At 63.1% G+C, this 22,677-nt stretch carries 24 protein-coding genes; 16 read left to right on the top strand and 8 right to left on the bottom strand.

The window, feature by feature from the left end:
- Positions 1-2 precede the first annotated feature (2 nt).
- From AC1D10_RS16550 to AC1D10_RS16540, 3 genes are all read left to right on the top strand, one after another.
- Positions 3-992, top strand: coding sequence for a zinc-dependent alcohol dehydrogenase family protein (locus tag AC1D10_RS16550; protein ID WP_477273563.1), 990 nt, complete (start codon positions 3-5; stop codon positions 990-992).
- A gap of 249 nt (positions 993-1,241) precedes the next feature.
- Positions 1,242-1,541, top strand: coding sequence for a TFIIB-type zinc ribbon-containing protein (locus tag AC1D10_RS16545; protein WP_477274119.1), 300 nt, complete (start codon positions 1,242-1,244; stop codon positions 1,539-1,541).
- 75 nt (positions 1,542-1,616) lie between these two features.
- On the top strand, positions 1,617-2,618 hold the full coding sequence (locus AC1D10_RS16540; protein WP_477273561.1) for a Tim44 domain-containing protein: 1,002 nt from the start codon (positions 1,617-1,619) through the stop codon (positions 2,616-2,618).
- Between the two features lie 49 nt (positions 2,619-2,667).
- On the opposite strand, the gene AC1D10_RS16535 is transcribed toward AC1D10_RS16540, so the two are convergent.
- A complete protein-coding gene (locus AC1D10_RS16535) occupies positions 2,668-3,765 on the bottom strand; it encodes a lactonase family protein (RefSeq protein ID WP_477273559.1) in 1,098 nt (365 codons plus the stop codon).
- Positions 3,766-3,963: 198 nt separating this feature from the next.
- Between AC1D10_RS16535 and AC1D10_RS16530 the strand changes: the two genes are divergently transcribed.
- The 3 genes from AC1D10_RS16530 to AC1D10_RS16520 are packed head-to-tail and all read left to right on the top strand — an operon-like array spanning position 3,964 to position 6,847.
- Positions 3,964-4,515: a MaoC family dehydratase gene (locus AC1D10_RS16530; RefSeq protein WP_477273557.1), complete on the top strand. Its 552-nt coding sequence runs from the start codon at positions 3,964-3,966 to the stop codon at positions 4,513-4,515.
- Positions 4,516-4,517: 2 nt separating this feature from the next.
- Complete coding sequence (locus tag AC1D10_RS16525; RefSeq protein WP_477273555.1) at positions 4,518-5,678, top strand: CaiB/BaiF CoA transferase family protein; 1,161 nt, start codon at positions 4,518-4,520, stop codon at positions 5,676-5,678.
- 32 nt (positions 5,679-5,710) lie between these two features.
- The gene (locus tag AC1D10_RS16520) at positions 5,711-6,847 is read left to right on the top strand and encodes an extracellular solute-binding protein (RefSeq protein WP_477274117.1); all 1,137 of its coding nucleotides are present in this window, start codon (positions 5,711-5,713) and stop codon (positions 6,845-6,847) included.
- Positions 6,848-6,857: 10 nt separating this feature from the next.
- On the opposite strand, the gene AC1D10_RS16515 is transcribed toward AC1D10_RS16520, so the two are convergent.
- Positions 6,858-7,697, bottom strand: coding sequence for an amidohydrolase family protein (locus AC1D10_RS16515; RefSeq protein ID WP_477273553.1), 840 nt, complete (start codon positions 7,695-7,697; stop codon positions 6,858-6,860).
- A 64-nt stretch (positions 7,698-7,761) separates the two neighbouring features.
- Positions 7,762-8,547 (bottom strand): IclR family transcriptional regulator, encoded by a 786-nt coding sequence (locus tag AC1D10_RS16510; RefSeq protein ID WP_477273551.1) that lies wholly within the window; start codon positions 8,545-8,547, stop codon positions 7,762-7,764.
- A gap of 168 nt (positions 8,548-8,715) precedes the next feature.
- On the opposite strand from AC1D10_RS16510, the gene AC1D10_RS16505 reads away from it, so the two are divergent.
- From AC1D10_RS16505 to AC1D10_RS16470, 8 genes are all read left to right on the top strand, one after another.
- Entirely contained in the window at positions 8,716-10,035 is a 1,320-nt protein-coding gene (locus AC1D10_RS16505; RefSeq protein ID WP_379092163.1) for an ABC transporter substrate-binding protein, read from the top strand.
- A gap of 164 nt (positions 10,036-10,199) precedes the next feature.
- On the top strand, positions 10,200-11,096 hold the full coding sequence (locus AC1D10_RS16500) for an ABC transporter permease subunit (protein WP_473602544.1): 897 nt from the start codon (positions 10,200-10,202) through the stop codon (positions 11,094-11,096).
- Positions 11,097-11,098: 2 nt separating this feature from the next.
- On the top strand, positions 11,099-11,965 hold the full coding sequence (locus tag AC1D10_RS16495; RefSeq protein ID WP_095080845.1) for a carbohydrate ABC transporter permease: 867 nt from the start codon (positions 11,099-11,101) through the stop codon (positions 11,963-11,965).
- Positions 11,966-11,969: 4 nt separating this feature from the next.
- Positions 11,970-13,067, top strand: coding sequence for an ABC transporter ATP-binding protein (locus AC1D10_RS16490; RefSeq protein WP_477273548.1), 1,098 nt, complete (start codon positions 11,970-11,972; stop codon positions 13,065-13,067).
- Between the two features lie 5 nt (positions 13,068-13,072).
- Positions 13,073-14,185, top strand: a complete 1,113-nt coding sequence (locus AC1D10_RS16485; protein WP_477273546.1) for a mandelate racemase/muconate lactonizing enzyme family protein — start codon at positions 13,073-13,075, stop codon at positions 14,183-14,185.
- Positions 14,186-14,193: 8 nt separating this feature from the next.
- Complete coding sequence (locus tag AC1D10_RS16480; protein WP_477273544.1) at positions 14,194-14,523, top strand: L-rhamnose mutarotase; 330 nt, start codon at positions 14,194-14,196, stop codon at positions 14,521-14,523.
- A complete protein-coding gene (locus tag AC1D10_RS16475; RefSeq protein ID WP_477274115.1) occupies positions 14,519-15,592 on the top strand; it encodes a Gfo/Idh/MocA family protein in 1,074 nt (357 codons plus the stop codon). The genes AC1D10_RS16480 and AC1D10_RS16475 overlap by 5 nt, the downstream gene beginning before the upstream one ends.
- Positions 15,589-16,044 carry a MaoC/PaaZ C-terminal domain-containing protein gene (locus AC1D10_RS16470; RefSeq protein WP_477274113.1) on the top strand — a complete coding sequence of 152 codons (456 nt, stop codon included), beginning with the start codon at positions 15,589-15,591 and terminating at the stop codon, positions 16,042-16,044. The genes AC1D10_RS16475 and AC1D10_RS16470 overlap by 4 nt, the downstream gene beginning before the upstream one ends.
- A 124-nt stretch (positions 16,045-16,168) precedes the next feature.
- Here the strand turns inward: AC1D10_RS16470 and AC1D10_RS16465 are convergent, their stop codons facing one another.
- Both AC1D10_RS16465 and AC1D10_RS16460 read right to left on the bottom strand, forming a co-directional pair.
- Positions 16,169-16,807 (bottom strand): GntR family transcriptional regulator, encoded by a 639-nt coding sequence (locus AC1D10_RS16465; protein WP_477273542.1) that lies wholly within the window; start codon positions 16,805-16,807, stop codon positions 16,169-16,171.
- Positions 16,808-16,964: 157 nt separating this feature from the next.
- Positions 16,965-18,395, bottom strand: coding sequence for a DHA2 family efflux MFS transporter permease subunit (locus AC1D10_RS16460; RefSeq protein WP_477273540.1), 1,431 nt, complete (start codon positions 18,393-18,395; stop codon positions 16,965-16,967).
- 338 nt (positions 18,396-18,733) lie between these two features.
- Between AC1D10_RS16460 and AC1D10_RS16455 the strand changes: the two genes are divergently transcribed.
- Positions 18,734-19,054, top strand: a complete 321-nt coding sequence (locus AC1D10_RS16455; protein ID WP_477273538.1) for a hypothetical protein — start codon at positions 18,734-18,736, stop codon at positions 19,052-19,054.
- 10 nt (positions 19,055-19,064) lie between these two features.
- Here AC1D10_RS16455 and AC1D10_RS16450 read toward each other — a convergent pair whose 3' ends face one another.
- From AC1D10_RS16450 to AC1D10_RS16440, 3 genes are read right to left on the bottom strand one after another with little or no spacing between them, the layout of a single operon-like run.
- Positions 19,065-19,583 carry a DUF5943 domain-containing protein gene (locus AC1D10_RS16450; protein ID WP_477273536.1) on the bottom strand — a complete coding sequence of 173 codons (519 nt, stop codon included), beginning with the start codon at positions 19,581-19,583 and terminating at the stop codon, positions 19,065-19,067.
- 5 nt (positions 19,584-19,588) lie between these two features.
- Complete coding sequence (locus AC1D10_RS16445) at positions 19,589-20,863, bottom strand: metal-dependent hydrolase family protein (protein WP_477273534.1); 1,275 nt, start codon at positions 20,861-20,863, stop codon at positions 19,589-19,591.
- Positions 20,864-20,890: 27 nt separating this feature from the next.
- On the bottom strand, positions 20,891-21,775 hold the full coding sequence (locus AC1D10_RS16440) for a fumarylacetoacetate hydrolase family protein (protein ID WP_477273532.1): 885 nt from the start codon (positions 21,773-21,775) through the stop codon (positions 20,891-20,893).
- Positions 21,776-21,920: 145 nt separating this feature from the next.
- Between AC1D10_RS16440 and AC1D10_RS16435 the strand changes: the two genes are divergently transcribed.
- Positions 21,921-22,622 (top strand): GntR family transcriptional regulator, encoded by a 702-nt coding sequence (locus AC1D10_RS16435; protein WP_477273530.1) that lies wholly within the window; start codon positions 21,921-21,923, stop codon positions 22,620-22,622.
- Positions 22,623-22,677: the final 55 nt, after the last annotated feature.

Below are 22,677 nucleotides of genomic sequence, written 5' to 3'. Positions count from 1 at the left end.
GAATGGCACGTGTAGTTCGCTTTCATCAGCATGGTGGCCCCGAGGTTCTCGGTATCGAGGATGTTAGGCTTGCTCGACCTGGGCCGGGCGAAGTTCAAATCCGAGTCAAGGCGCTCGGCCTCAATCGCGCCGAGGCGCTGCTGCGTGCGGGCGCCTATATCGAGACGCCGACGCTGCCCTCGGGGCTTGGCCTGGAAGCGGCCGGTATGATCGAGGCGGTGGGCGACGGTGTGAAGGATTTCGCGCCAGGCGACAGCGTCAGTATCATCCCGCCGCAGTCGATGGTCCGCTGGCCCGCCTATGGCGAGATTGCCACCTATCCCGTCGGGCTCGTGGTCAAGCACCCTTCGTCGCTCGACTGGCCAACGGCGGCCGCCGTATGGATGCAATATCTCACCGCCTATGGCGCGCTGATCGATATCGCCAATCTGCATGCCGGAGATGCTGTCGTCATCACCGCTGCATCGAGCAGTGTCGGGCTTGCCGCGATCCAGATCGCCAACAGGGTTGGTGCGACCGCGATTGCGGTGACGCGGGCATCGGCTAAGAGGCAGGCCCTGAATGATGCCGGCGCGGCTTTTGTCGTGGCCTCAGCGGAGGAGGATCTTACGGCACGGCTGAACGAGCTCGCCGGTCTGCAGGGCGTGCGCGTCGTGTTCGATCCGATCGGCGGGCCGATCTTCGAGCCGCTGACGGCGGGGATGTCACGGGGCGGCATTCTCATCGAGTATGGTGGCTTGAGCCGCGAGCCGACGCCATTCCCACTGCCCGCCGTACTGACCAAGACACTGACGCTGCGCGGCTACCTAGTCCACGAGATCACCGGCGATCCTGCGAAACTGGAAGCCGCAAAGGCATTCATCCTCGAAGGCCTGGAGGCCGGAGCGCTGAAGCCGATCATCGACAGAACCTTCCCCTTCGAGCAGATCGTCGAGGCGCATCGCTTCCTGGAATCGAACGAGCAGTTCGGCAAGATCGTCGTTACGGTCTGAGCAATCCCCGTCATCAGTTCAGGCACCGGACCGCCACGCTCAGACATGACCAAAGCCTGCGATGGCAACAAATCATTCTTGCAGGCAACATCACCCTTGAAGGCGCGGCTCTGCGTTCTTAATTGTCTGGTGCGGGCCGGGCCCCTCTGACTGTCGCTTTTGGCGATTGTGATGTCGGACCGCTATAACGGGCCCGTTTCCATCCTTTTCGGTCAAGCGGGCTCATTCCTTTTTGGTTCGGAGCCCCGCATGACATCTTCCCTCCTTGGTATGGTTTGCCCCTCCTGCCGCGTCGCGCTCGTGATGAGCGAACGCCAGGGTATCGAGATCGATTACTGTCCGCAGTGCCGCGGCGTCTGGCTTGATCGAGGCGAACTCGACAAGATAATTGAGCGTTCCGGCAGGGAAGCGGCGCCCGCGCCGCAGCCACACCCGGCAGCATTCGCCCAGCCGCAACATGGCCAGGGCGGCGGCGACGATTATTCCCGTTCGCAGGGTCACCGCTATCCGAAGCGGAAGAAATCATTTTTCGAAGAGTTGTTCGATTGACAGCATGACGCCCGGTTACCCGGGGCGGCGATTGCTGAAATTTTCCGAAACCACATCGATAAAGGTTCATCCCCGATGATTTCTCGCACGAGCCGATTTGCCGTCCTCTTTGCAGGCCTGTTCCTTGCATTCTCGATGGTCGCGATGGATCATGCCGAGGCTCGCCGCGGCGGCAGTTTCGGCAGCCGTGGCACGCGGACGTTCCAATCGGCACCACCGACCAGAACCGCACCAGCGCCGACCGCTCCGGTCGAGCGTTCGATGACGCCCAACACCGGCGTGAACACAGCGGCCCGGCAACCGCAGGCCGGCCTGCAGAGGCCCGGCTTCATGAGCGGCTTCGGTGGAACAATGATGCGCGGCCTGCTGCTCGGCGGCCTGATCGGCCTGCTCGTGGGCCAGGGCTTCGGCGGCCTGGCCGGCATGTTCGGTTTCTTGCTTCAGGCCCTGCTCATAGGTGGCGCAATCATGCTGGCTATTCGCTTCTTCCGGTCGCAATCCGCGGGTGGTCCTGCCCTCGCCGGTGCCGGCAATGCCCAAGCTTCCAATGCCCAAGTTTCGAGATTTGAGAACCGCGCAACGGCAGAGCCGCAGACTGACACTCAACGCTCCTTCACAATTCCCGGCTTCGGCGGCAGTTCGGATGGAGGCTCCCCGGCCACCGGTTCTGAGGAAATCACGCTGGCCCAGACCGACCTCGATGCATTCCAGCAGCTGTTGACTGATGTCCAGGAAGCATTCGGGCGCGAAGACCATGCCGCTCTGCGCCGGGCGGTGACCCCCGAGATGGTGTCCTATCTGTCCGAAGAGCTGGCCGAAAATGCCCAGAAAGGTCTCAGGAACGAGGTAACGGACGTCACCTTGCTGCAGGCCGACATCGCGGAAAGCTGGCGCGAGGATGACCGCGACTACGCCACGGCCGCATTGCGCTACGAGTCTCGTGACGTGACGCGCGAACGGGCCAGCGGCAAGGTCGTCGAGGGCGACGATGATCATCCGACAGAGACGACCGAGCTGTGGACATTCATGCGTGAGAATGGCTCGAACTGGAAGCTGTCGGCAATACAACAGGCTTGAGCCCTGGTCGGTTTTGTCCGAGGCTTCGATGCAGATCAGTTGCGCGCGCTCAACGCACGATCTTGACGCACATCGGCGTGCCGATCTCGATGGCCTGTCCGGTGTCGGTCAGCATGCCGCTTTCGGCGTCGCGGGCAAAGATCGAGATGCGGTCGGCATTCTGGTTGGCCGAGAACAGATGGCCACCTGACGGCGTCAGCGCCAGGTTGCGCGGTGTCGCACCACCGCAAGGCACATGGCCGACCAGGCTCAGCGTACCGGTCTGCTGGTCGACCGCCATGATGACCACGCTGTCATGGCCACGGTTGGAGCCGTAGACAAAACGGCCGTCCGGCGAGATCTGGATATCGGCGCAGTGGTTGCTGTCGCGCGCCTGCGCAGGCACCGCCGGCTTGGCATCGATGATCGTGAGCTTGCCGCTCGCTTCGTCCAGCGCCATCGACAGCATCGTCGAATCCAGCTCGTTCATGACAAAGACGAAGCGACCGTTCGGGTGCAGGGCGAGATGGCGCGGACCAGAGCCTGGTGGCAAAGCGGATTCGGCTAATTTGCTCAAGCTGCCGTCGCGCCCGATCCGGTAGGACACCAGCCGGTCGATGCCGAGGTCGGCGACGATGGCTGTTCCCCCAGCGATGGTTTCGGTGACGCTGTGGGCGTGCGAACGTTCCTGACGTGCCGCGTTGGGGCCTGCGCCTTTATGCGAAACGCTGGCCAGCGGCGCTGACAGTGCGCCGTTCTTCTCGAAGCCATAGATCGCCACCGCGCGGTCCTGGCCGCCCTCGCCCATGCCGTAATTGGCGACCAGCAGCTTCGTCCCGTCGCGGGTGATGGTGTTGTGCGCGGTGATGCTGCCCAGCGAAGGCTGCTTGTTCAAATAGGTAAGCGTGGCCGAAGCACGATCGAAGCTGTAGGCGGAAACGGTTCCCTCGCGCCAGGTGAAGACTTCCGAATTGGCATAGACGTGTGTGCCATCTGGCGTCACCGACAGGAATGTCGGATTGTCGACCTCATTGGTCTCGGCCAGTTTTTGCACTTCAAGCGTCGTTTCGTCGACGCTGTAGACACCGAGACCGACGCCGCGCGCGCCCTGAAAATAGGGCGCCTCGCGGTTCAGGCTGCCGACGAAGACCAGACAGGCATTGCGCATGATTTCCTCCCCTGCTCGCCAGCGCTTCGGCGCGCGGAACCGCCAAAATTTCACCTGTTCACGCTTGCAACGCAACCCCATATGTGAAAATACTATTTACAAAAGAAGATTGACGGGAGGAGACGTCGTGCTTTCAAGCGCTTTGATGCGTGTTCAGACAGTCGTGCCGCACCTCGCGCACGGCTGGCGGATCCAGCCATGACCGACTTCGCGCCCACTGTCGGCGTCGCCTCGACGTATCCCAACAATATGCCTGAAGAACACGCCGCCCTGCCGGTGTGGAACGCCGAAAACTGGTTCTACGAGGACTGGCCCGTCGGCCAGAAAATCCGCTCGCTGCGGCGCACCATGGCGGAAGGCGACAGCCACCTTTTCAACACGCTGGTGCTCGACATCCACCCCTATGTGCAGGACCAGATGTTTGCCGAGACCGAAGGCATTTTCGGCAAGCGGCTGATCGCCGGTGCCTTCGTCTTTTCGGCCGGTCTCGGGCTGGTCGCCACCAATTGCATCAACGCCTTTTCCTATGGCTACGATAAACTCCGTTTCATAAAGCCTGTCTTCATTGGTGACACGATCTATTCGATCCGCTCCAACCTCGACAAGAAGCCCCGCTATAAGGAGATGGGGCTGGTTCGCGCCAGCTACGAGGTGTTCAAGGGCGAAGGCGAACTCGTTCTCTATTGCGAACATCTGCAGACGGTGAAATACCGCAACCCGGCCGACTTTGTCGGCAAGACGGAGAAATAGCGATGCCGGCAGCAGCCGAATTGCCGCTAGCCGGTCTCGTCGTCGTCGACCTGAGCCAGTTCCTGTCCGGGCCTTACTGCTCGCTCAGGCTGCTTGATCTCGGCGCCCGCGTCATCAAGATCGAGCGTCCGGATGGCGGCGACCTGTCGCGCCGGCTCTACCTCAGCGATACCGAGATCGGCGGCGATTCCACCATCTTCCATGCCATCAACCGGGCCAAGGAAAGTTTTGCTATCGACCTCAAGAACGAGGCCGACCTCAAGGCGCTGCGAGCTCTTCTGGCCAAGACCGACGTGCTGATCCAGAATTTCCGGCCGGGCGTCATCGAACGGCTGGGGCTCGACTACGAGGCGGTCCGCAAGATCAACCCGCGGCTCGTCTATGCCTCGATCAGCGGTTATGGCGAGGACGGCCCATGGGTCAAGCGGCCGGGCCAGGATCTGCTTGCCCAGTCGCGCTCCGGCGTGATGTGGCTGAACGGCGACGAGGACCAGGGGCCGGTGCCGTTCGGCCTTGCCATCGGCGACATGCTGGCGGGTGCCGCCTGCGCGCAAGGCATCCTGGCGGCGCTGGTGCGGCGCGGCATCACCGGCCAGGGAAGCCATATCGAGACCAGCCTGCTGGAAGCGCTGGTCGATTTCCAGTTCGAGGTGCTGACGACGCATCTCAACGATGGCCGCCGCTTGCCCAGGCGCTCCAACTTCCGCAGCGCGCACGCCTATCTGTCGGCGCCCTATGGCGTCTATCCGGCCAAGGACGGCTATCTCGCTATCGCCATGACGCCGATCCCCAAACTGGCCGACCTGCTGGCGCTCGGCGAACTGGCGCCCTATCGCGACAAACCGGCATCCTGGTTCACCGCGCGCGACGACATCAAGGCGATCATCGCGCAAAGGATCGCCACGAAGACCATTGACGAGTGGCTTGAAATCCTCGAGCCGGCCGACATCTGGTGCGCCAAGGTGCTGACCTGGCCGGAAATGCTGGCAAGCGAGGGGTTTCAGTCGCTCGATATGCTGCAGACGGTGACGCGCGAGGACAAGGTGTCGATCCTGACCACCAGCTCGCCGCTCAGGGTCGATGGTATCAGGGCCAAGGTCGACCGGGCAGCACCGCGCATCGGCGAGCACAGTGCGGCAATCCGCGAGGAGTTCGGGCTGTGAGCGTGGGCCCGCTCAAGCCCACCCTCAGGGGCATGACCTGGAGCCATCCGCGCGGCTACGATCCGATGGTCGCCTGCTCGTCCCTATGGAAGCAGAAGACCGGCGTTGCGATTGAATGGGACAAGCGCTCGCTGCAGGATTTCGAGTCCTTCCCGGTCGAGGAACTGGCGCGGACCTATGACCTCATCGTCATCGACCATCCGCATGTCGGCCAGATCACGGCGGAGGGCTGCCTTGAGCCGCTGGATGTCGCCGGCCGCGAAGCGGAGCGCGCGGCGCTTGCCTCGGGCAGCGTCGGCCAATCCTATCCGAGCTACAGTTGGCAAGGTCGGCAATGGGCCTTCCCGATCGATGCGGCCAGCCAAGTCCACGCATGGCGACCGGATGCGCTCGGTGCACCGCCATCGCATTGGAGCGACGTGCTCGAACTCGCGCGGCAAGGACGCGTGCTGTTGCCGTTGCGGCCGCCCCATTCACTGATGACCTTTTACACGTTGGCCGGCAATCTCGGCCATCCCTGCGCCACCGATCCGTCCCGCGATCTCATTGACATCGGGACCGGATGCGAAGTCTTCGAAACGATGCGCGAGATCGCGGCACTGGTCGAGCCGGCCTGCTTCGACATGGATCCGATCGCCGTCTCGGAACGCATGGCAGAGCCGGATTCCAGGATCGTCTGCACGCCGCTGATCTATGGCTACGTCTCCTATGCGGTAGCGGGATTTCGCGCGCATCGCCTGGCCTTCACCGATATTCCGATGATCGGTTCCACCGGCCCTGTCGGTTCGGCGCTTGGTGGCACCGGCATAGCGGTGTCAGCCTTTTCCAAGGCGAAAGATGCCGCGACCGACTTCGCCTATTGGGTCGCCAGCGGCGACGTGCAGCGCAGCACCTATGCCGCCGCGGGCGGTCAGCCAGGCCATGCCGAGGCCTGGGAGGATCAGACCGTCAACGCCGCGACCGGCGATTTCTACAGGGACACGCGTGCGACGCTGGAGGGCGCATGGGTGCGGCCGCGCCACGACGGCTATATGGCGTTCCAGCAGGCGGCGTCCGACCGCATCCTTTCCGGCATGACCTCCGGGCATCAGGCCGCCCAGGTCGTTGCAGACCTCAATCGCCTGTTCCGGGAGAGCTTTCCGGCGCCCGGTGCTGCTGGTGGAACGTAAACGGGCCCGACTAGTCGAGCCGCCACAGCTTGCGGGCATTCGCGGACAACAGCCTGTCGCGTTCATCGACGCTGGAACCGGCAAGCAGCGCATGGGTCGCCGCCACCCAGGTCGACAGGCCGCCGCCGAGCGTGCAGACCGGCCAGTCGCTGCCCCAGACGACGCGGTCCCAGCCGAACGCACCGATGGTATGTTCGACATAAGGCCGCAGCGTCTCGGCCGTCCAGCTGACGGGGTCGGCATAGGCGACGACACCGGAAACCTTGGCGATCACGTTCGGACGCCGCGCAATCTCGCTTATGTGTTCGCGCCATGGATGCTCGCCATTGCCCTTGATGTCGGGGACGCCGCAATGGTCGAGGACGAACTGGACGTCGGGCGCCAGGTCGGCAAGCGTGATCGCCTTGGGAATCTGGTGCGGCAGCACGACAAGATCGAAGGTCAGGCCGGTGCCGCCAAGCCGCTTGATGTTGTCACGAAACAGCGCGCCTTCCGAGAGATCGTCGGGCACGACATGGAGGACACGGCGGAACCCTTTGACGAAGGGATTTGTTCGCTGCCGTTCGAGATAGGTTGCAAAATCCGCCTCTTCCGGCCGACAGGATGCGATCACTCCGGCCAGCATGCTGCCGGGCTGCCGCGACAGTCCTTCGACACGAGCGGTCTCGGCCTCGATGTCGGCGGGATCGACATCGACCTCCATATGCAGCACTCGTTCGACGCCGACGCGGTGGGCTTCCACGACGTATTCGTCGTAGGAAAAATCGCGGTTGAGCGCCGGCACCCCAGCAAGCCAGGGATAGCGCAGCACCGAACGATCGATGAGATGCAGATGGGTGTCGATGATCATGGTGGCCCCTCCTCCGGGCTTTTTCAAATCATCTCACAGAGGAATTCTTCATTCAAATAAGAATTTACGTGGATGAGCCGACGGCCGATCCGGCCAGGTGCGACAGCTTTTCGACCGTGACCAGCAGCAATTCGATGGTCCTGGTGATGTCGGGCGCAGAAGGCGCGTTGACGACGGTGATGTAGGGAATCGACAGCGCCGCGATCGCCTTGCCGTCGGAACTGCGCACCGGCGCCGACAGGTTGAAGACACCGGCGGTCTGCATCGAGGCCATCATCTCGTAGCCACGGTCGCGGATCTGGTCGAGCCGGGCGAAGAACTCGGCCGATTGCGCCGTCTTGTCGGTGCTGCGGACATGTTCGGAAATCATCATCTGCCGCTCTTCCTGCGAACGGAAGGCGAGCAGCACATGACCCGACCCGGTGTCGAACAGGCTGATGTGGGAGCCGACCCGGATCGAGATACCCCAGTAATTCGGCGCCTCCTGCTGGCCGATCACGACGGCGGAACCGCGATCAAAAACAACGAGTTGGTTGGCCTGCTGAGACGTTTCGGCGAGTTCACGCATCAGCGGCGTGGCATAGGAAACCAGCCGCCGCACCGGGGCGTGCAGTTGCGCCAGGCCGAACAGCTTCAGCGTCAGCGAATAGCGGTCGCCATCCAGCCTGGTGACGTAGCCGCGCCGCACCAGCCGGTCCAGCATGCGGTAGAATTCGTTGGGACTACGGTCGAGTTTCTTGGCGATCTCGGCCTGCGTCAGGCCACCGTCGACGCCCGCCAGCAGTTCGAGGATGTCGAGCCCCTTGTCGAGCGCAGGCGCGCGATAGCGCTCGTCTTCGCTGTCGTCCATGGGTCATCTCTCCAGTGAATTCGATTCTTCATATACGCAGGAATGCTGCCGACGGAAACAAATTTCGCCTTGACGTATCCATAAATGTTTTGTTTGTATATGAATGTAGCACTTCTTGTCATCAGACGAGTTGCGGTCGCCGCTGAGGCGCACCAAGGGAGGATACCAATGAACAGACTGCTTTCCGGCGTGTCCGCCGGCGCATTGTTGCTTGCATTCGGTGCAGGCACTGCCCTTGCCGGCGACCTGCCCGGCAAGTTCGAAGGCGTCACCATCGACGCCAAGCTGATCGGTGGCCAGCAATATGAAAAACTCTACGAGCGCATCCCCGAATGGGAGAAGTTGACCGGCGCCAAGGTCAACATCCTGACCAAGAAGAACGGCTTCGACATCGACAAGGAGCTCAAGTCCGACATCGCTTCGGGCAGCACCAACTGGTGCGTCGGCTGGAACCATTCGTCGTTCGCGCCGCAGTATACGAGCCTCTACACCGATCTCAGCAAGCTGTTGCCCAAGGAAGAGATCGACGCCTTCGTGCCTTCGACGATCAAGGCGGCGACCATCGACGGCAAGCTGGAGATGCTGCCTCGCGCGCAGTTCGACGTTTCGGCGCTCTACTACCAGAAGAGCCTGTACGAGAACGCCGACAACAAGACCAAGTTCAAGGCGAAATACGGCTATGACCTGGTGCCGCCGGACACCTGGAAGGAAGTCACCGACCAGGCAGAATTCTTCGCCAACCCGCCCAATTTCTACGGCACGCAGTTCGCCGGCAAGGAAGAGGCGATCAACGGCCGCTTCTACGAGATGGTGGTCGCCGAAGGCGGCGAATATCTCGACAAGGACGGCAAGCCGGTCTTCAACTCCGAGGCCGGCATCCGGGCGCTCGACTGGTTCGTCAACCTCTACAAGGCCAAGGCAGTGCCGGCCGGGACGACCAACTATTTGTGGGACGATCTCGGTCAGGGCTTTGCTTCCGGCACCGTCGCCATCAATCTCGACTGGCCGGGCTGGGCCGGCTTCTTCAACGATCCGAAATCGTCGAAGGTCGCCGGCAATGTCGGCGTCAAGGTTGCGCCGAAGGGTTCTTCCGGCAAGCGCACCGGTTGGTCCGGCTTCCATGGCTTCTCGGTGACCGAGAACTGCCCCAACAAGGAGGCCGCGGCTTCCCTGGTGTGGTGGCTGACCAACGAGGACAGCCAGAAGCTCGAGGCCGCCGCAGGTCCGCTGCCGACCCGCACCGCGGTGTGGGACTGGGATCTCCAGCAAGCAGCAAACGACCCTTACAAGAAGGAGGTTCTTGCGGCTTTCCAGGAAGAGGCCAAGCACGCCTTCGCCGTGCCGCAGACGCCTGAATGGATCGAAATCTCGAACGCCGTCTACCCCGAGCTGCAGGCGGCGATCCTCGGCGACAAGACCTCCAAGCAGGCACTGGACGAAGCCGCCGCCAAGGCGACGCAGATCCTCCAAGACGCCGGCAAGCTCTAGAAGCGGGTCCCTAGACGGCCTCCCCCATCAGCAATGGGGGAGGCGATCGCGCCTTGCCGGGGCGGGAGCGCTTGGTCGATCCACGACAGCCGTTCCGCTCTCCGGCACGGGCCTCAACGAAGAAGAGGCACCGATAGTCGAATGCAACATCTCACAGGATCCCGATGAAGGGCTTCAAGCCATCCGCGCCATTCCTGCTGCTGCTTCCGGCAATGATCGTGCTGGCAGCGGTGGTCGTCGTGCCGCTGCTTTTGTCGCTCTATTCCAGTTTCACGCCGTTCCGTCTGACTCGGCCCGAGACATTTTACGTCTTCATCGGCATCAGGAACTATCTTTCGATCCTGTCGAACACGGATTTCTGGTGGGCGTTCGGCCGCACGGTGCTGCTGCTGACCATCGCGCTCAATCTCGAGATGCTGCTCGGCCTCGGCCTGGCCATGCTGGTCGAGAAGGCGACGCGCGGCCAGCGCATCCTGCGCACGCTGATGATGTTCCCGATGATGTTCTCGCCGATCCTCGTCGGCTTCCAGTTCAAGTTCATGTTCAACGACAATATCGGCCTGGTGAACAATGCCCTGCAGTCGCTCGGCATCACCCAGGATGCGATACCGTGGCTGATCGAAAGCCACCTCGCCTTCATTGCCATCTCGATCGCCGAAATCTGGTCGTCGACGGCGATCTTCGCCATCCTGATCCTCGCCGGCCTGCTGGCCATGCCCAAGGAGCCGATCGAGGCGGCGCGTGTCGATGGCTGCACGCCATGGCAGACATTCCGCTATGTGACGTGGCCGTTCGTCATGCCTTTCGCCTATATCGCCATGACCATCCGCTCGCTCGACGTCGCGCGCGCCTACGACATCGTCAAGATCATGACCGATGGCGGACCGGCGGGCCGTACCGAGCTGCTTTGGACGCTGGTGGCGCGCACCGCCTATAGCGATGGGCGCATGGGCATGGCCAACGCCATGGCCTATTTCTCGATCCTGCTGTCGATCGCCTTCACCGTCTATTTCTTCAACAAGCTCGCCGCGGCGCGCACGCAGATCGGTGCCGAGTGGTGAGAATGGACGAGAATTCCTCCGCCCGCCTGAAGCGCCGGCTCACGGGCATTGTCTATCGCATCGGCCTGTTCCTGGCGATGCTGACGATCTGCCTGCCTGGCCTGTGGATCGTCCTCTCGTCGCTGCGGCCAACGGTCGAAATCATGGCCAAGCCGCCGGTGTGGATCCCGCAGGAGATTTCGTTCGACGCCTATGTCGCGATGTTCAGCGGCATCGGCAAGGGCGGCATCCCGGTGATCGAGTATTTCCGCAACTCTTTGATCATCTCGGTGACATCGACGATCATCGCGGTGGCCATCGGCATGGCCGGCGGCTACGCCTTTGCGCGCTACCGCTTCCGCGGCAAATCGAGCGTCTTCCTCGGCCTGATGCTGACGCGCACGGTGCCGGGCATCGCGCTGTCGCTGCCGCTGTTCTTCCTCTATGTGCGGCTCGGCATCATCGATACGCATTTCGGGCTGATCCTTGCCTATGTCGCGCTCAACGTGCCGTTCACGATCTGGCTGATCGACGGCTTCTTCCGCCAGGTGCCAAAAGACCTCGCGGAAGCGGCGCAGATCGACGGCTGCACGCGCTGGCAGGCGTTCTGGCAGGTCGAGTTCCCGCTCGCAGGGCCGGGCATCGCATCCGCCGCCATCTTCGCCTTCCTGACCTGCTGGAACGAATTCGCACTGGCCTCGCAGCTGACCCGCTCGGTGAGCGCCAAGACGCTGCCGGTCGGCCTGCTCGACTATACGGCCGAGTTCACCATCGACTGGCGCGGCATGTGCGCGCTCGCCGTGGTGATGATCATTCCGGCGCTCACCCTCACCTACATCGTCCAGAAACACCTTGTCGGCGGCCTGACCTCCGGCGCGGTGAAAGGCTGATCAAATGGCACCGGTTTCCCTCACCAAGCTCACCAAGCGCTACGGCAATATCGAGATCGTGCACGGCATCGATCTCGATATTGCCGACCGCGAGTTCATCGCACTGGTCGGCCCTTCCGGCTGCGGCAAGTCGACGACGCTGCGCATGATCGCCGGACTGGAAGAGATCAGCGGCGGCTCGATCGAGATCGGCGGCCGCGTCGTCAACGACCTGCCGCCGCGCTCGCGCAACATCTCGATGGTGTTCCAGTCCTACGCTCTCTATCCGCATATGACGGTGCGCGAGAATCTCGGTTTCTCGCTGAAGATCGCCGGCGCCGCCAAGGAGGACATGGATCGCCGCGTCGCCGAAGCCTCGGCCATCCTCGGCCTCGACACGCTGCTCGACCGCCGCCCCTCGCAACTGTCCGGCGGCCAGCGCCAGCGCGTCGCCATGGGCCGCGCCATCGTGCGCGATCCCGACGTCTTCCTGTTCGACGAGCCGCTTTCCAACCTCGATGCCAAACTGCGCACGCAGATGCGCACCGAGATCAAGAAACTGCATGCCAAGGTGCAGTCGACGGTGATCTACGTCACGCATGACCAGGTCGAAGCGATGACGCTTGCCGACCGCATCGTCATCATGCGCGACGGCTACATCGAACAGGTCGGCACCCCCGACGAGGTTTTCCGGCGGCCGGCGACGCGTTTTGTTGCAGGCTTCATCGGCTCGCCGCCGATGAACCTGCATGAGGCCACGATCGACGACAGCCAGATGGTTTTCGCCAGCGGCGAAAAACTGCCTCTGCCTGGCCAGTTCAAGGCCAATGTCGCCACCGGCGACAGAGTGGTGTTCGGGCTGCGGCCAGATGACATCTATCCGACCGGACATGGCATCAGTTCCGGTGGCGTTGCTGACGTCCACCAGATCGAACTGCCGATCACAGTGACCGAACCGCTCGGCAACGAGACGCTCGTCTTCGTAGAGTTCAACGACACTGACTGGGTGTCGCGCATGCTGAACCCAAGGCAGCTGCGGTCGGGCGAGCGTATCGGGATGAGCCTCGACATGTCGCAGGCACATCTGTTTGCCGCCGACACCGGGAAGACATTGCGGAGCTGACGGACATGGCCAGAATCGAGAAAGTCGAACTGCGGATGGTGGACCTTGTCCCCAAGGTCAAGCGTACCGATGCTATCCAGAGTTTCGTCAGCCAGGAAACGCCGATCGTGACGATCACCGATTCCGACGGCGCGGTCGGCACCGGCTACAGCTACACGATCGGCACCGGCGGCTCGTCGGTGATGCGGCTGCTGTCCGACCATCTGGCGCCGCGCCTGATCGGTCGCGACGCCGACATGATCGAGGCGATCTGGCACGATCTCGAATTCGCCACGCATGCCACGACGATCGGTGCGATCACAGCCATCGCGATCGCGGCGATCGACATCGCGCTGTGGGATCTGCGGGCGAAGAAACAGAACCTGCCACTGTGGAAGCTGGCCGGCGGCGCCAAGGACCGCTGCCCGCTCTACACCACCGAAGGCGGCTGGCTGCACATCGAGACGCAGGCGCTGGTCGACGATGCGCTGGCCGCCAAGGCGAAGGGTTTTCGCGGCTCGAAGGTCAAGATCGGCAAGCCGCACGGGTCAGAGGATCTCGCCCGCCTGTCGGCGGTGCGCAAGGCAGTCGGCGACGGCTACGAGATCATGACCGACGCCAATCAGGGGTTCTCGGTCGACGAGGCGATCCGGCGCGCGGCAAGGCTGCGCGAGCTCGATCTCGCCTGGATCGAGGAGCCGCTGCCGGCCGACGATATCGACGGTCATGTGCGGCTGTCGAACTCGACGCCGACGCCGATCGCCATTGGCGAGTCGCTCTACTCCATCCGCCATTTCCGCGAATACATGCAGAAAGGTGCCTGCTCGATCGTGCAGGCCGATGTCGGCCGCATCGGCGGCATCACGCCCTGGCTGAAGATCGCCCATGCTGCGGAAGCCTTCGACATCCCGGTCTGCCCGCATTTCCTGATGGAACTGCATGTCAGCCTGACGTGTGCTGTTCAGAACGGCCGCTATGTCGAGTACATTCCCCAGCTCGACCAGTTGACCGGCAAACATATGCGCATCGAGGATGGCCAAGCGCTGGCGCCCGACGAACCGGGCATCGGCATCGATTGGGACTGGGATGCGGTCAAGGCCATGAGCATCGCCGAATTCACCACGGCGATCACCAGATAGGAGACGGCATGCAGCGGATGGGGATGGTTCTGGGGCTGAAGCCGGAAAAGGTCGAGGAGTATGTTCGCCTGCATGCCGACGTCTGGCCTGACGTGCTGACCATGATCTCGGCCTGCAACATCAAGAACTACTCGATCTATCTGAAGCGGCCGGAGAACCTGCTGTTCAGCACCTTCGAATACCACGGCACCGACTATGCGGCCGACATGGCCAGAATGGCGGCCGACCCCAGGACGCAGGAATGGTGGGCGGTCTGCATGCCTTGCCAGGAGCCGTTGGCGACACGCAAGGAGGGCGAATGGTGGGCAGCCATGGACGAGGTCTTCCATCATGATTGACGGCGGCTTCGACCCAGCCTCACTCGCCCAGTCATGGCCCAGACCCTCAACGCCCCGGCCGATCGTCACCTTCGGCGCCGGGTCGATCGTCGGCGATGCGCATTTCCCGGCCTACAGGAAAGCAGGCTTTCCGGTCGCCGGGCTTTACGATCCCGATCATGCTCGCGCCGAAAAGCTGGCCAACCAATGGGGTGTGACAGCCTATCGCACGGCCGAGGAGGCTGCCGCCGTCGAGGGCGCGATCTTCGACCTTGCGACGCCGCCGTCGCGCCATGCCGATGTGCTTGACGCATTGCCCGACGGCGCGGTGGCGCTGATCCAGAAGCCGATGGGCAGCAATCTCACCGAGGCAACAGCGATCCTTGAAATCTGTCGTGCCAAAAAACTGCAAGCGGCGGTGAATTTCCAGCTGCGTTTCGCGCCGATGATGCTGGCGCTGAAGGACGCCATCGGCAAGGGCTGGCTGGGCGAGATCGTCGACTTCGATGCCTGGCTGGCTTTGGCGACGCCGTGGGAGCTGTGGGAGTTCCTGCTCAAGGCGCCACGCGTCGAGATCGCCATGCATTCGATTCATTATCTCGACCTGATCCGGCAATTGCTCGGCGACCCGCAGGGCGTGCACGCCAAGACGCTCGGCCATCCCAACCACAAGGTGGCGCAGACGCGTACCAGCGCCATTCTCGACTATGGCGACACCCTGCGCTGCGCGCTGTCGATCAACCACGACCACAAATTCGGCCGCCGGCACCAGGCCTGCGAGTTCCGCATTTGCGGCACCGAGGGAGCGGCCTATCTCAAGCTCGGCCTCAATCTCGACTATCCGCGTGGCGAGCCGGATGTGCTGGAAATTTATCCGAAAGGCGGGACCGATTGGATTGCGGTGCCGTTGGCCGGCGAATGGTTTCCCGACGCCTTTGTCGGCCGCATGGCCAATGTCCAACGTTTTGCGGCCGGAGAAGACGCAATGCTGATCAGTCCGGTCGCGGATGCGTGGTACACCATGGCGCTGGTCGAAGCCGCCTATCAGTCGAGCGCGGCACCGGCGACGCCGATCGCGGAAAGACCCTGATGGAACAGATCAAGTATTTCGAGGACTACGAGATCGGCGCCTCGCGCATCACCAGCGGCCGCACGATCACCGAAACCGACTTCGTCGTCCATGCCGGCCACACCGGCGATTTCTTCCCGCATCACATGGACGCCGAGTTCATGAAGACGACGCCGTTCGGCCAGCGCATCGCGCATGGCACGCTGGTGTTCTCGGTCGGCGTCGGACTGACGGCGACGATCATCAATCCTGTCGCCTTTTCCTATGGCTACGACCGGCTGCGCTTCATCAAGCCGGTGTTCATCGGCGACACGATCCGCACGCGCACCACCATCGCGGCCAAGGAAGACGATCCCAAGCGGCCGGGCTCAGGGCGGGTGATCGAGCGCTGCGAGGTGATCAACCAGCGCGGCGAGGTGGTGCTGGCGGCCGACCACATCTACATCGTCGAGCGCAAGCCGACACAGAGCTGAAACTCAGCCAATTCCCATGAGCCGGTGGCGCGCGGTGATGCGCTCCATCCCGAGCAGCAGTAGCAGTATCGCCGCCACCAGGATCATGGCGAGTGCAGCACCGCCAATGGACCTTCAACACAGCCTAGGATTTTCTCGACAGGCCATCTCCCTCTATCGCGCTGACGAGCGTCTCGCCTCCTTCGCGAAGATGCTGCGTCAGAATGCTTACGGCCCTGCCGCCGTCGCGCCGCCGGCAGGCGGCCAGCAGGTCGCGGTGCTCCGTCTGCGAGCGGTTGCGATGGTCCAGGTTCGACAACAGGATACGGACATAGCGATCGGCCGCGTTGTGATGCGCCTCGATCAGGCCGAGCAATCGCCGGTTGCCGCAGGCATCGTATAGAGCCAGATGAAAGGCCCGGTTCAGCGCGCCCCATCGGCCGACATTGCGCTCCGCGTCGATCTGGTCGAGCACCTGTTCCGCCTCATCGAGCTTCGTGCCGGCGAGGCCGGGTACCGAGAGCCGGAGCGCCTCGCTTTCGAGCAGCTCGCGCAGCGCGTAGATTTCACCGATCTCGGCGCTGTCCATCCGGGCGACATGGGCGCCCTTTGTCGGGTGAATGGAAACGATACCCTCGGCTTCCAGCTGACGAAGGGCATCGCGAATGGGCATCCGGCTGAAGCCGAACTGCTCGGCCAGCTCGTCCTGGCGAAGCGGAGTGCCCGCCTTTATGGTGCCATTGGCAATCGCCTCGCGCAGGACATTGGCGACCTGCTCGGCCACGGTCCGGGGGCCCTGCATCACGCTTTCCGCAAATCCTCGCAACCGGTGCTCCCCATTTCACGCGTCGCTCAGCCTAACCGAAGGCACCCGGCATGGATATAAGTATGCTCGTATAAGCGGCCGAAGTGAGTACCTCACGTCGAAACCTGTCACCGCCTCATTTGCGGGAGTTGCCTGCCCTAACGTGGCCGCTGACCTGTACGCCGTCCTCGGCGCGCAGATACAGGAAGCCGGGAATGGACAGCAGTGGGATGATGGCGGTCAGCAGGAACACCTGGTGAAATCGCTCCGGTGTCACGACGTGTGTTTCCCCTGCAACCAGACCCAGCACCATGGCGGCGATTGAAACGCCGAGGGAAACGCTGAGCTGTTGCAGGACGCCGCCGAGGCTGGTGGCGCGGCTGAGCTTATCCGCTGGCAGGTCGGCGTAGGACAGCGTGTTCGAGGTCATGAACTGCGCCGACCGGATGATGCCGAACACAAAGACGTAGAGGCCGATCATCCAGTGCGGCGTATCGGCGCCGATCAGGGCGAAGCCGGCCACAGCGGCGGCCCCGACCAGCGCGCTGCCGATCAGCACGACATTGAAGCCGAAGCGCCGCAACAGCGGCGACAGCAGTGGCCGGATGAGCAAGGCGCCGAAACTGCCGACGAATGTCAGCGAGCCGGAGGTGACCGGGCTCATGCCAAAGCCGACCTGCAGCATCAGCGGCAACAGGAACGGCACGCCGTTGAGGCCGACACGGCACAGGCCGCCGGCAAGCGTGCCGACCCAGAACGAGCGAAACCGAAACAGCGTCAGGTCGACTGCCGGCGCGACGACCCGGCGCGCGTAGCGACCGAACGCGAGCAGCAGCAGGACCGCTGCGGCCAGCACCAGCACCGTCGCCGAGACCGGGATGATCGGCCGGCCGATGCTTTCCAGTCCGAATTGCAGCAGTGCGACGCCGCATCCCACCATCAGGAAGCCGGCGAAGTCGAAGCGTTGCACCGCTTCCTCATGGAAATCGTCGACGAAGCGCAGCGCGGCCACAATGCCGAGGCAGCCGAACGGCACGTTGACATAGAATATCCAGCGCCACGAGGCATAGGTGGTCAACAGGCCGCCGAGCAGCGGCCCGATGACAGGCCCCATGATGGCGGGCAAGGTCATGTAGGTCATGGCGGTGATCAGCCCGCTGCGCGGAAAGCTGCGCAGCAGGATCAGCCGCCCGACCGGCGTCATCATAGCACCGCCCAGCCCTTGCAGAGCGCGCATCGCCAGCAGCATGCCGAAACTGTTGGCCATGCTGCACAATGCCGAGCCAAGGGTGAAAGTGAAAAGCGCCAGCGCGAACACGCGTCGTGCGCCGAACCTGTCCGCGAACCAGCCGCTGACGGGGATGAACACGGCCAAGGTCAGAATGTAGGTGGTGATCGCCAGGTTCAGCCTGACCGGCGTCGTGTCGAGGCTGCGCGCGATGGCCGGGATCGCGGTGGTGATGATGGTGGAATCGAGCTGCTCCATCAGGAAGGCGATGGCGACGATTATCGGAATGATCAGTCTCAGCCTCGGGTCGCGCTCGGTGGCAAATTGAGGCTGTTCCAATGCTGTGGCCAATTCCGTCATGCAGGCGGCTTATGTGCTTTGGCGAACGTCGGCACGAAGCAACGATTATCTCATCCGACCGGTCAGTCGCGACCCGATCGCGCGGCCTGTCTTATGATCCGCCAAACCGGGAAGCGGTAGCCATTTCTGCCTTGTTGGCGGTCAACAAATCTTGACCGTGAACTGTCGGGCGTCGGGACCGCCCTCGCCCGACTACACCGTGCATTTCCGGTGCATTTGCGTTTCGGCGAATGCCGTCCCGATTTCGTGAAGGAACGTGTCGAGCAAGAGGTCGTTTTCTTCCCCATCTATGTCTCGCATCAACAGGAGACATCCTCATGAAAAGGCAAATCGTATTCATCGGCTCCATCGTGCTGGCGTTGGCCACGAGCGCGACATCATTGACCACCACTGCCGATGCCGCGATCGTCAGGCACCATATTGTCCACCACGCCACGTCCCATCACGGTGGCGCGCATCGACAGGCTGTTCGCGGCGGACATGAGCGCCGCGGCGGTTGGACTGGCGACGAATGGAGCGGAGATAGTGGCTGGGTAGACGGCTACTATAATGGTTACGGCAGTTACGACGGCTACACGGGCGACTATTGCGGAACCATCCAGTGGACGCTTGGATTCTGCGGCCCCCACGGTCTCTAGCGGTGGTCGGTTAGGACCTCGCCGCGAAGTCGAACCGGCAATGGTCGTGCCGGCCATCACAGGCGCAATGTGTCTCCTCGCATTCGACTTCCGTCGGTGCGGCAAGACCTAGCAGGAACGAGGAGGCGCCGGTGACAAAGCCCTCGAACATGTAGCAGACGCGCTGACCAGGCCCCTGCCTGGCCTCCAGGGCAAAGATCGAATTCCGCAGGCTGATGCTGCCGCGACGGCCAGCGAGCATGTCGATCGAGAACTGGCCCCAACCGCGTTGCGACAGGCGCTGAAAATAGTGGCGGAACGTCGCCTCGGGATCGAGGCCCTTGCCCCGCACCTGGGCCTCGCACCATTCGATCGCGGATTTCGCCGTCGCCACGCGCAGAATGGCGCGGTAGGCGGCGCGGCCAAGCGCTGCCTCGACCGCGAGATGGTTGTTCACCAGAAAGTGCCTGGGCAGATAGACCATGGGCAGCCCGTCGGTCCGCCAGATGCCGCTCGTCTCGTCGACATCGATCGGCACCGCGGGCTGCATGATGGCTAGGCCGCCTGACGCTGCGCGGCGACCGACGCCGACTGGTCCTTGTAGAGCTCGCCGTCCTTCATGATGACGACGAGGCTCTTCTCGTGCACCATCATATCGAGGTCCTTCAGCGGGTCGCCATTGACCAGCAGCAGGTCGGCGATGAAGCCTTCCTTGACCATGCCGAGCTCGTCGCCGAGGCCCATCACCTGGCCGCCGAGCCGCGTGCCGCATTGCAGCGCCTCGCTCGGCGAATAACCGAGCAGGTCGACGAAGTGCTTGAGGTCGCGCGCGTTGGTGCCTTGCGGCGTCTGCGCGAAACCATAGTCGCCGCCGATCAGCGCCCGCACGCCGCGCTTGCGCAGTTCGGTGTAGACCTTGCGGCTGTCGTCGAGGATGCGCTGCATGCCGAACTTGACCGCCATCTCGTGGGTGAAACCGAAGGGCTCGCCCTCGTAGAGCGTGCCGTAGATGATGCCGATGGCCGGGCCGACGAAGATGCGATCCTTGGCCGATTCCAGCGCGTCGAGCGCTTCCTCGTCGGCGGATTCGCAGTGGTAGATGACGTCGACGCCGCACTTCACCGCGCGCTTCACCGAGCCGGCGGCGCGGGCATGGCAGTTGATCTTCTTGCCGAAGTCGCGCGCGACCGAGACCGCCGTCATCACTTCGGCTTCGCTCATCACGGTGAGGCCGCCGTGCGCCGCCGGGCTCAGATCGTCGCCGGAAATGTTGATCTTGATGTTGTCGGCGCCTTCGCGGCAGCACAGGCGCACCGCCTTGGTGATTTCCTCGACGCCGTCGGCGATCATGCCGAAGCTCTCGTGATACATATGCTGCTGGCGCTCGTCGCCGAGGCCGCCGGTCACCGTGATTTCCGGGCTGCCGGCGCGCATGCGCGGTCCCGGCAGACGGCCGGCATTGATTTCGTTGCGGATGACGATGTCCAGCCTGAGCTTCGAGGTCGCGGCGCTGTAGGCGCTGGTGAAGCCGTGGTCGAGCAACGTCTTGGCATTGCGCATGGTCAGCAGGAGATGCTCCTCGGGCGGGATCAGGCCGAGGTCGGAATCCTTGATCGCGCCGCCGAAGGAGATGTGGGCATGGCCTTCGACAAGACCCGGCATCAGCGTCATGCCGCGGCACTCGACGGTGGTCGCACCGTCGCCGGACAATTGCCCGGGCGTGCGGGCGATGCTGCTGATGCGGCCATTCTCGACCAGCAGATCGGCTGGAAAGGCATCGGCGCCGGTGCCGTCCCAGATCATGGCATTTCGAAACATCACTCTTGTCATGACATCGTCCTTTCGGAGTTGGCGGGGTTATTGGTTGACGGCTTGTGCCGATATGACGTCGTCGGCAACGACATTGGACAGGATGCCGACGTCTTCCAGCTCCACTTCGCAGACGTCGCCATGCTTCATGAACAGCTGCGGCTTGCGCGCCATGCCGACACCGGACGGCGTGCCGGTGACGAGGATGTCGCCCGGCTCGAGCGTGATCGCCTCGCTGATGATCGAGATCAGTGACGCGACGTCGAAGATCATGTCGCTGGTCGAGGCGTTCTGGACGACCTGGCCGTTGAGGCGTGTCTGGATGCGCAGCCCCTTGCCGCCCGGCGGCAATTCGTCCGCCGTGACGAAGATCGGCCCGAAGGAGCCGGTGCCGTCAAAATTCTTGCCGACGGTCCACTGCGGCGACTTGGTCTGGAAGTCGCGGATCGAGGCGTCGTTGAAGATGGAGTAGCCGGCGACGTGGCTCAGCGCCTGGGCGGGGGCGATGTGGCGGCCAGCCTTGCCGATGATCGCGACCATCTCGCCCTCGTAGTCGAGCTGGATCGAGGCCTCCGGACGGCGGATGGCCGCGCCATGCCCGATCAGGCTGGTCGAGAAGCGGGCGAACAAAGTCGGATAGGTCGGCGGCACGAAGCCGCTCTCGATCGAATGGTCGACATAGTTGAGGCCGACGCAGATGATCTTGCCCGGCGCCGATATCGGCGGCAGCCATTCGACCGATTGACGATCGATCCGTCGTCCGCTGGCCAGCCGCTCGCCCGCCGCCTGCAGCGCCTGCGCGCCTTCGGCGATCAGGTCCTCCAATCGTCCGGGAAACATCGCATCGCTTTCGTCGATGCCGCGGAACTCACCTTCTGGCAATGCGATTGCCAGTCCGGGTCCCCGCGGCGATTCATAGGCTGCAAATCGCACTGGCCACATCCTCGCTTGTGAAGGCTGGACTTTGTTCAGAAATTATATATCTGTCAACATAGAATATATTATTTTGCATTCTGATTCCTGCCTGAGATGATGTATGGAGGGCATTCGATGGACAGATTCGGCCGCGGGCGAACCAATGGCTAGGGAAGGCTCGATCAATCTCACCCAGGGCGCGTATGAGGATCTGCGCGCCGAGCTTCTGTCGTGCCGGATCGCGCCGGGCAGCCGGCTCAAGGTGCAGGAGCTGTGCGACAGGCTGTCCGTCAGCCTCGGCGCCATCCGCGAGGCACTGTCGCGGCTGACCTCCGAGGGTCTCGTCGTGGCCGAACCGCAGCGCGGCTTCCGCGCCGCGCCGATCTCGGCCGAGGACCTGCTCGACCTCACCAAGACACGCATCCAGATCGAGACGCTGTGCATCCGCCGCGCCATCGAGGTCGGCGACGTCGCCTGGGAATCGCAGCTGGTCGCGGCCCTGCACCGGCTGTCGCGAACGCCCGAGCATACGCCGGACGATCCGGTGCATTCGAGCGACGAATGGGCGACCGCGCATGCGGCCTTCCACAAGGCGCTGGTCGGCGGCTGCGACAGCCGCTGGCTGCTGCGGCTGCGCGACCAGCTTTATGACCAGAGCGAGCGCTACCGCCGCCGTTCGGTCTCGTTGGCGCCAAATGCCCGCAACATCAGCAAGGAACATCAGGACCTCGCCAATGCCGTGCTCGACCGCAATGCCGAGAAGGCAGCCGAACTGCTGGCGGCACATCTGGCGGTGACCACCGACATCCTGCTGGCCGCCGAAGCCGACGACCTGCCGCCGCGCAAGACAATTGTGCGGGCATAGCGTTTCATTTTCGAATTCCTCGGTCAGGATGTAAAAACGCCGCCCGTACAAACGG

The organism is Mesorhizobium sp. P2_A8, assembly GCF_056404935.1.
This window is presented reverse-complemented; position numbering and strand designations above follow the sequence as displayed.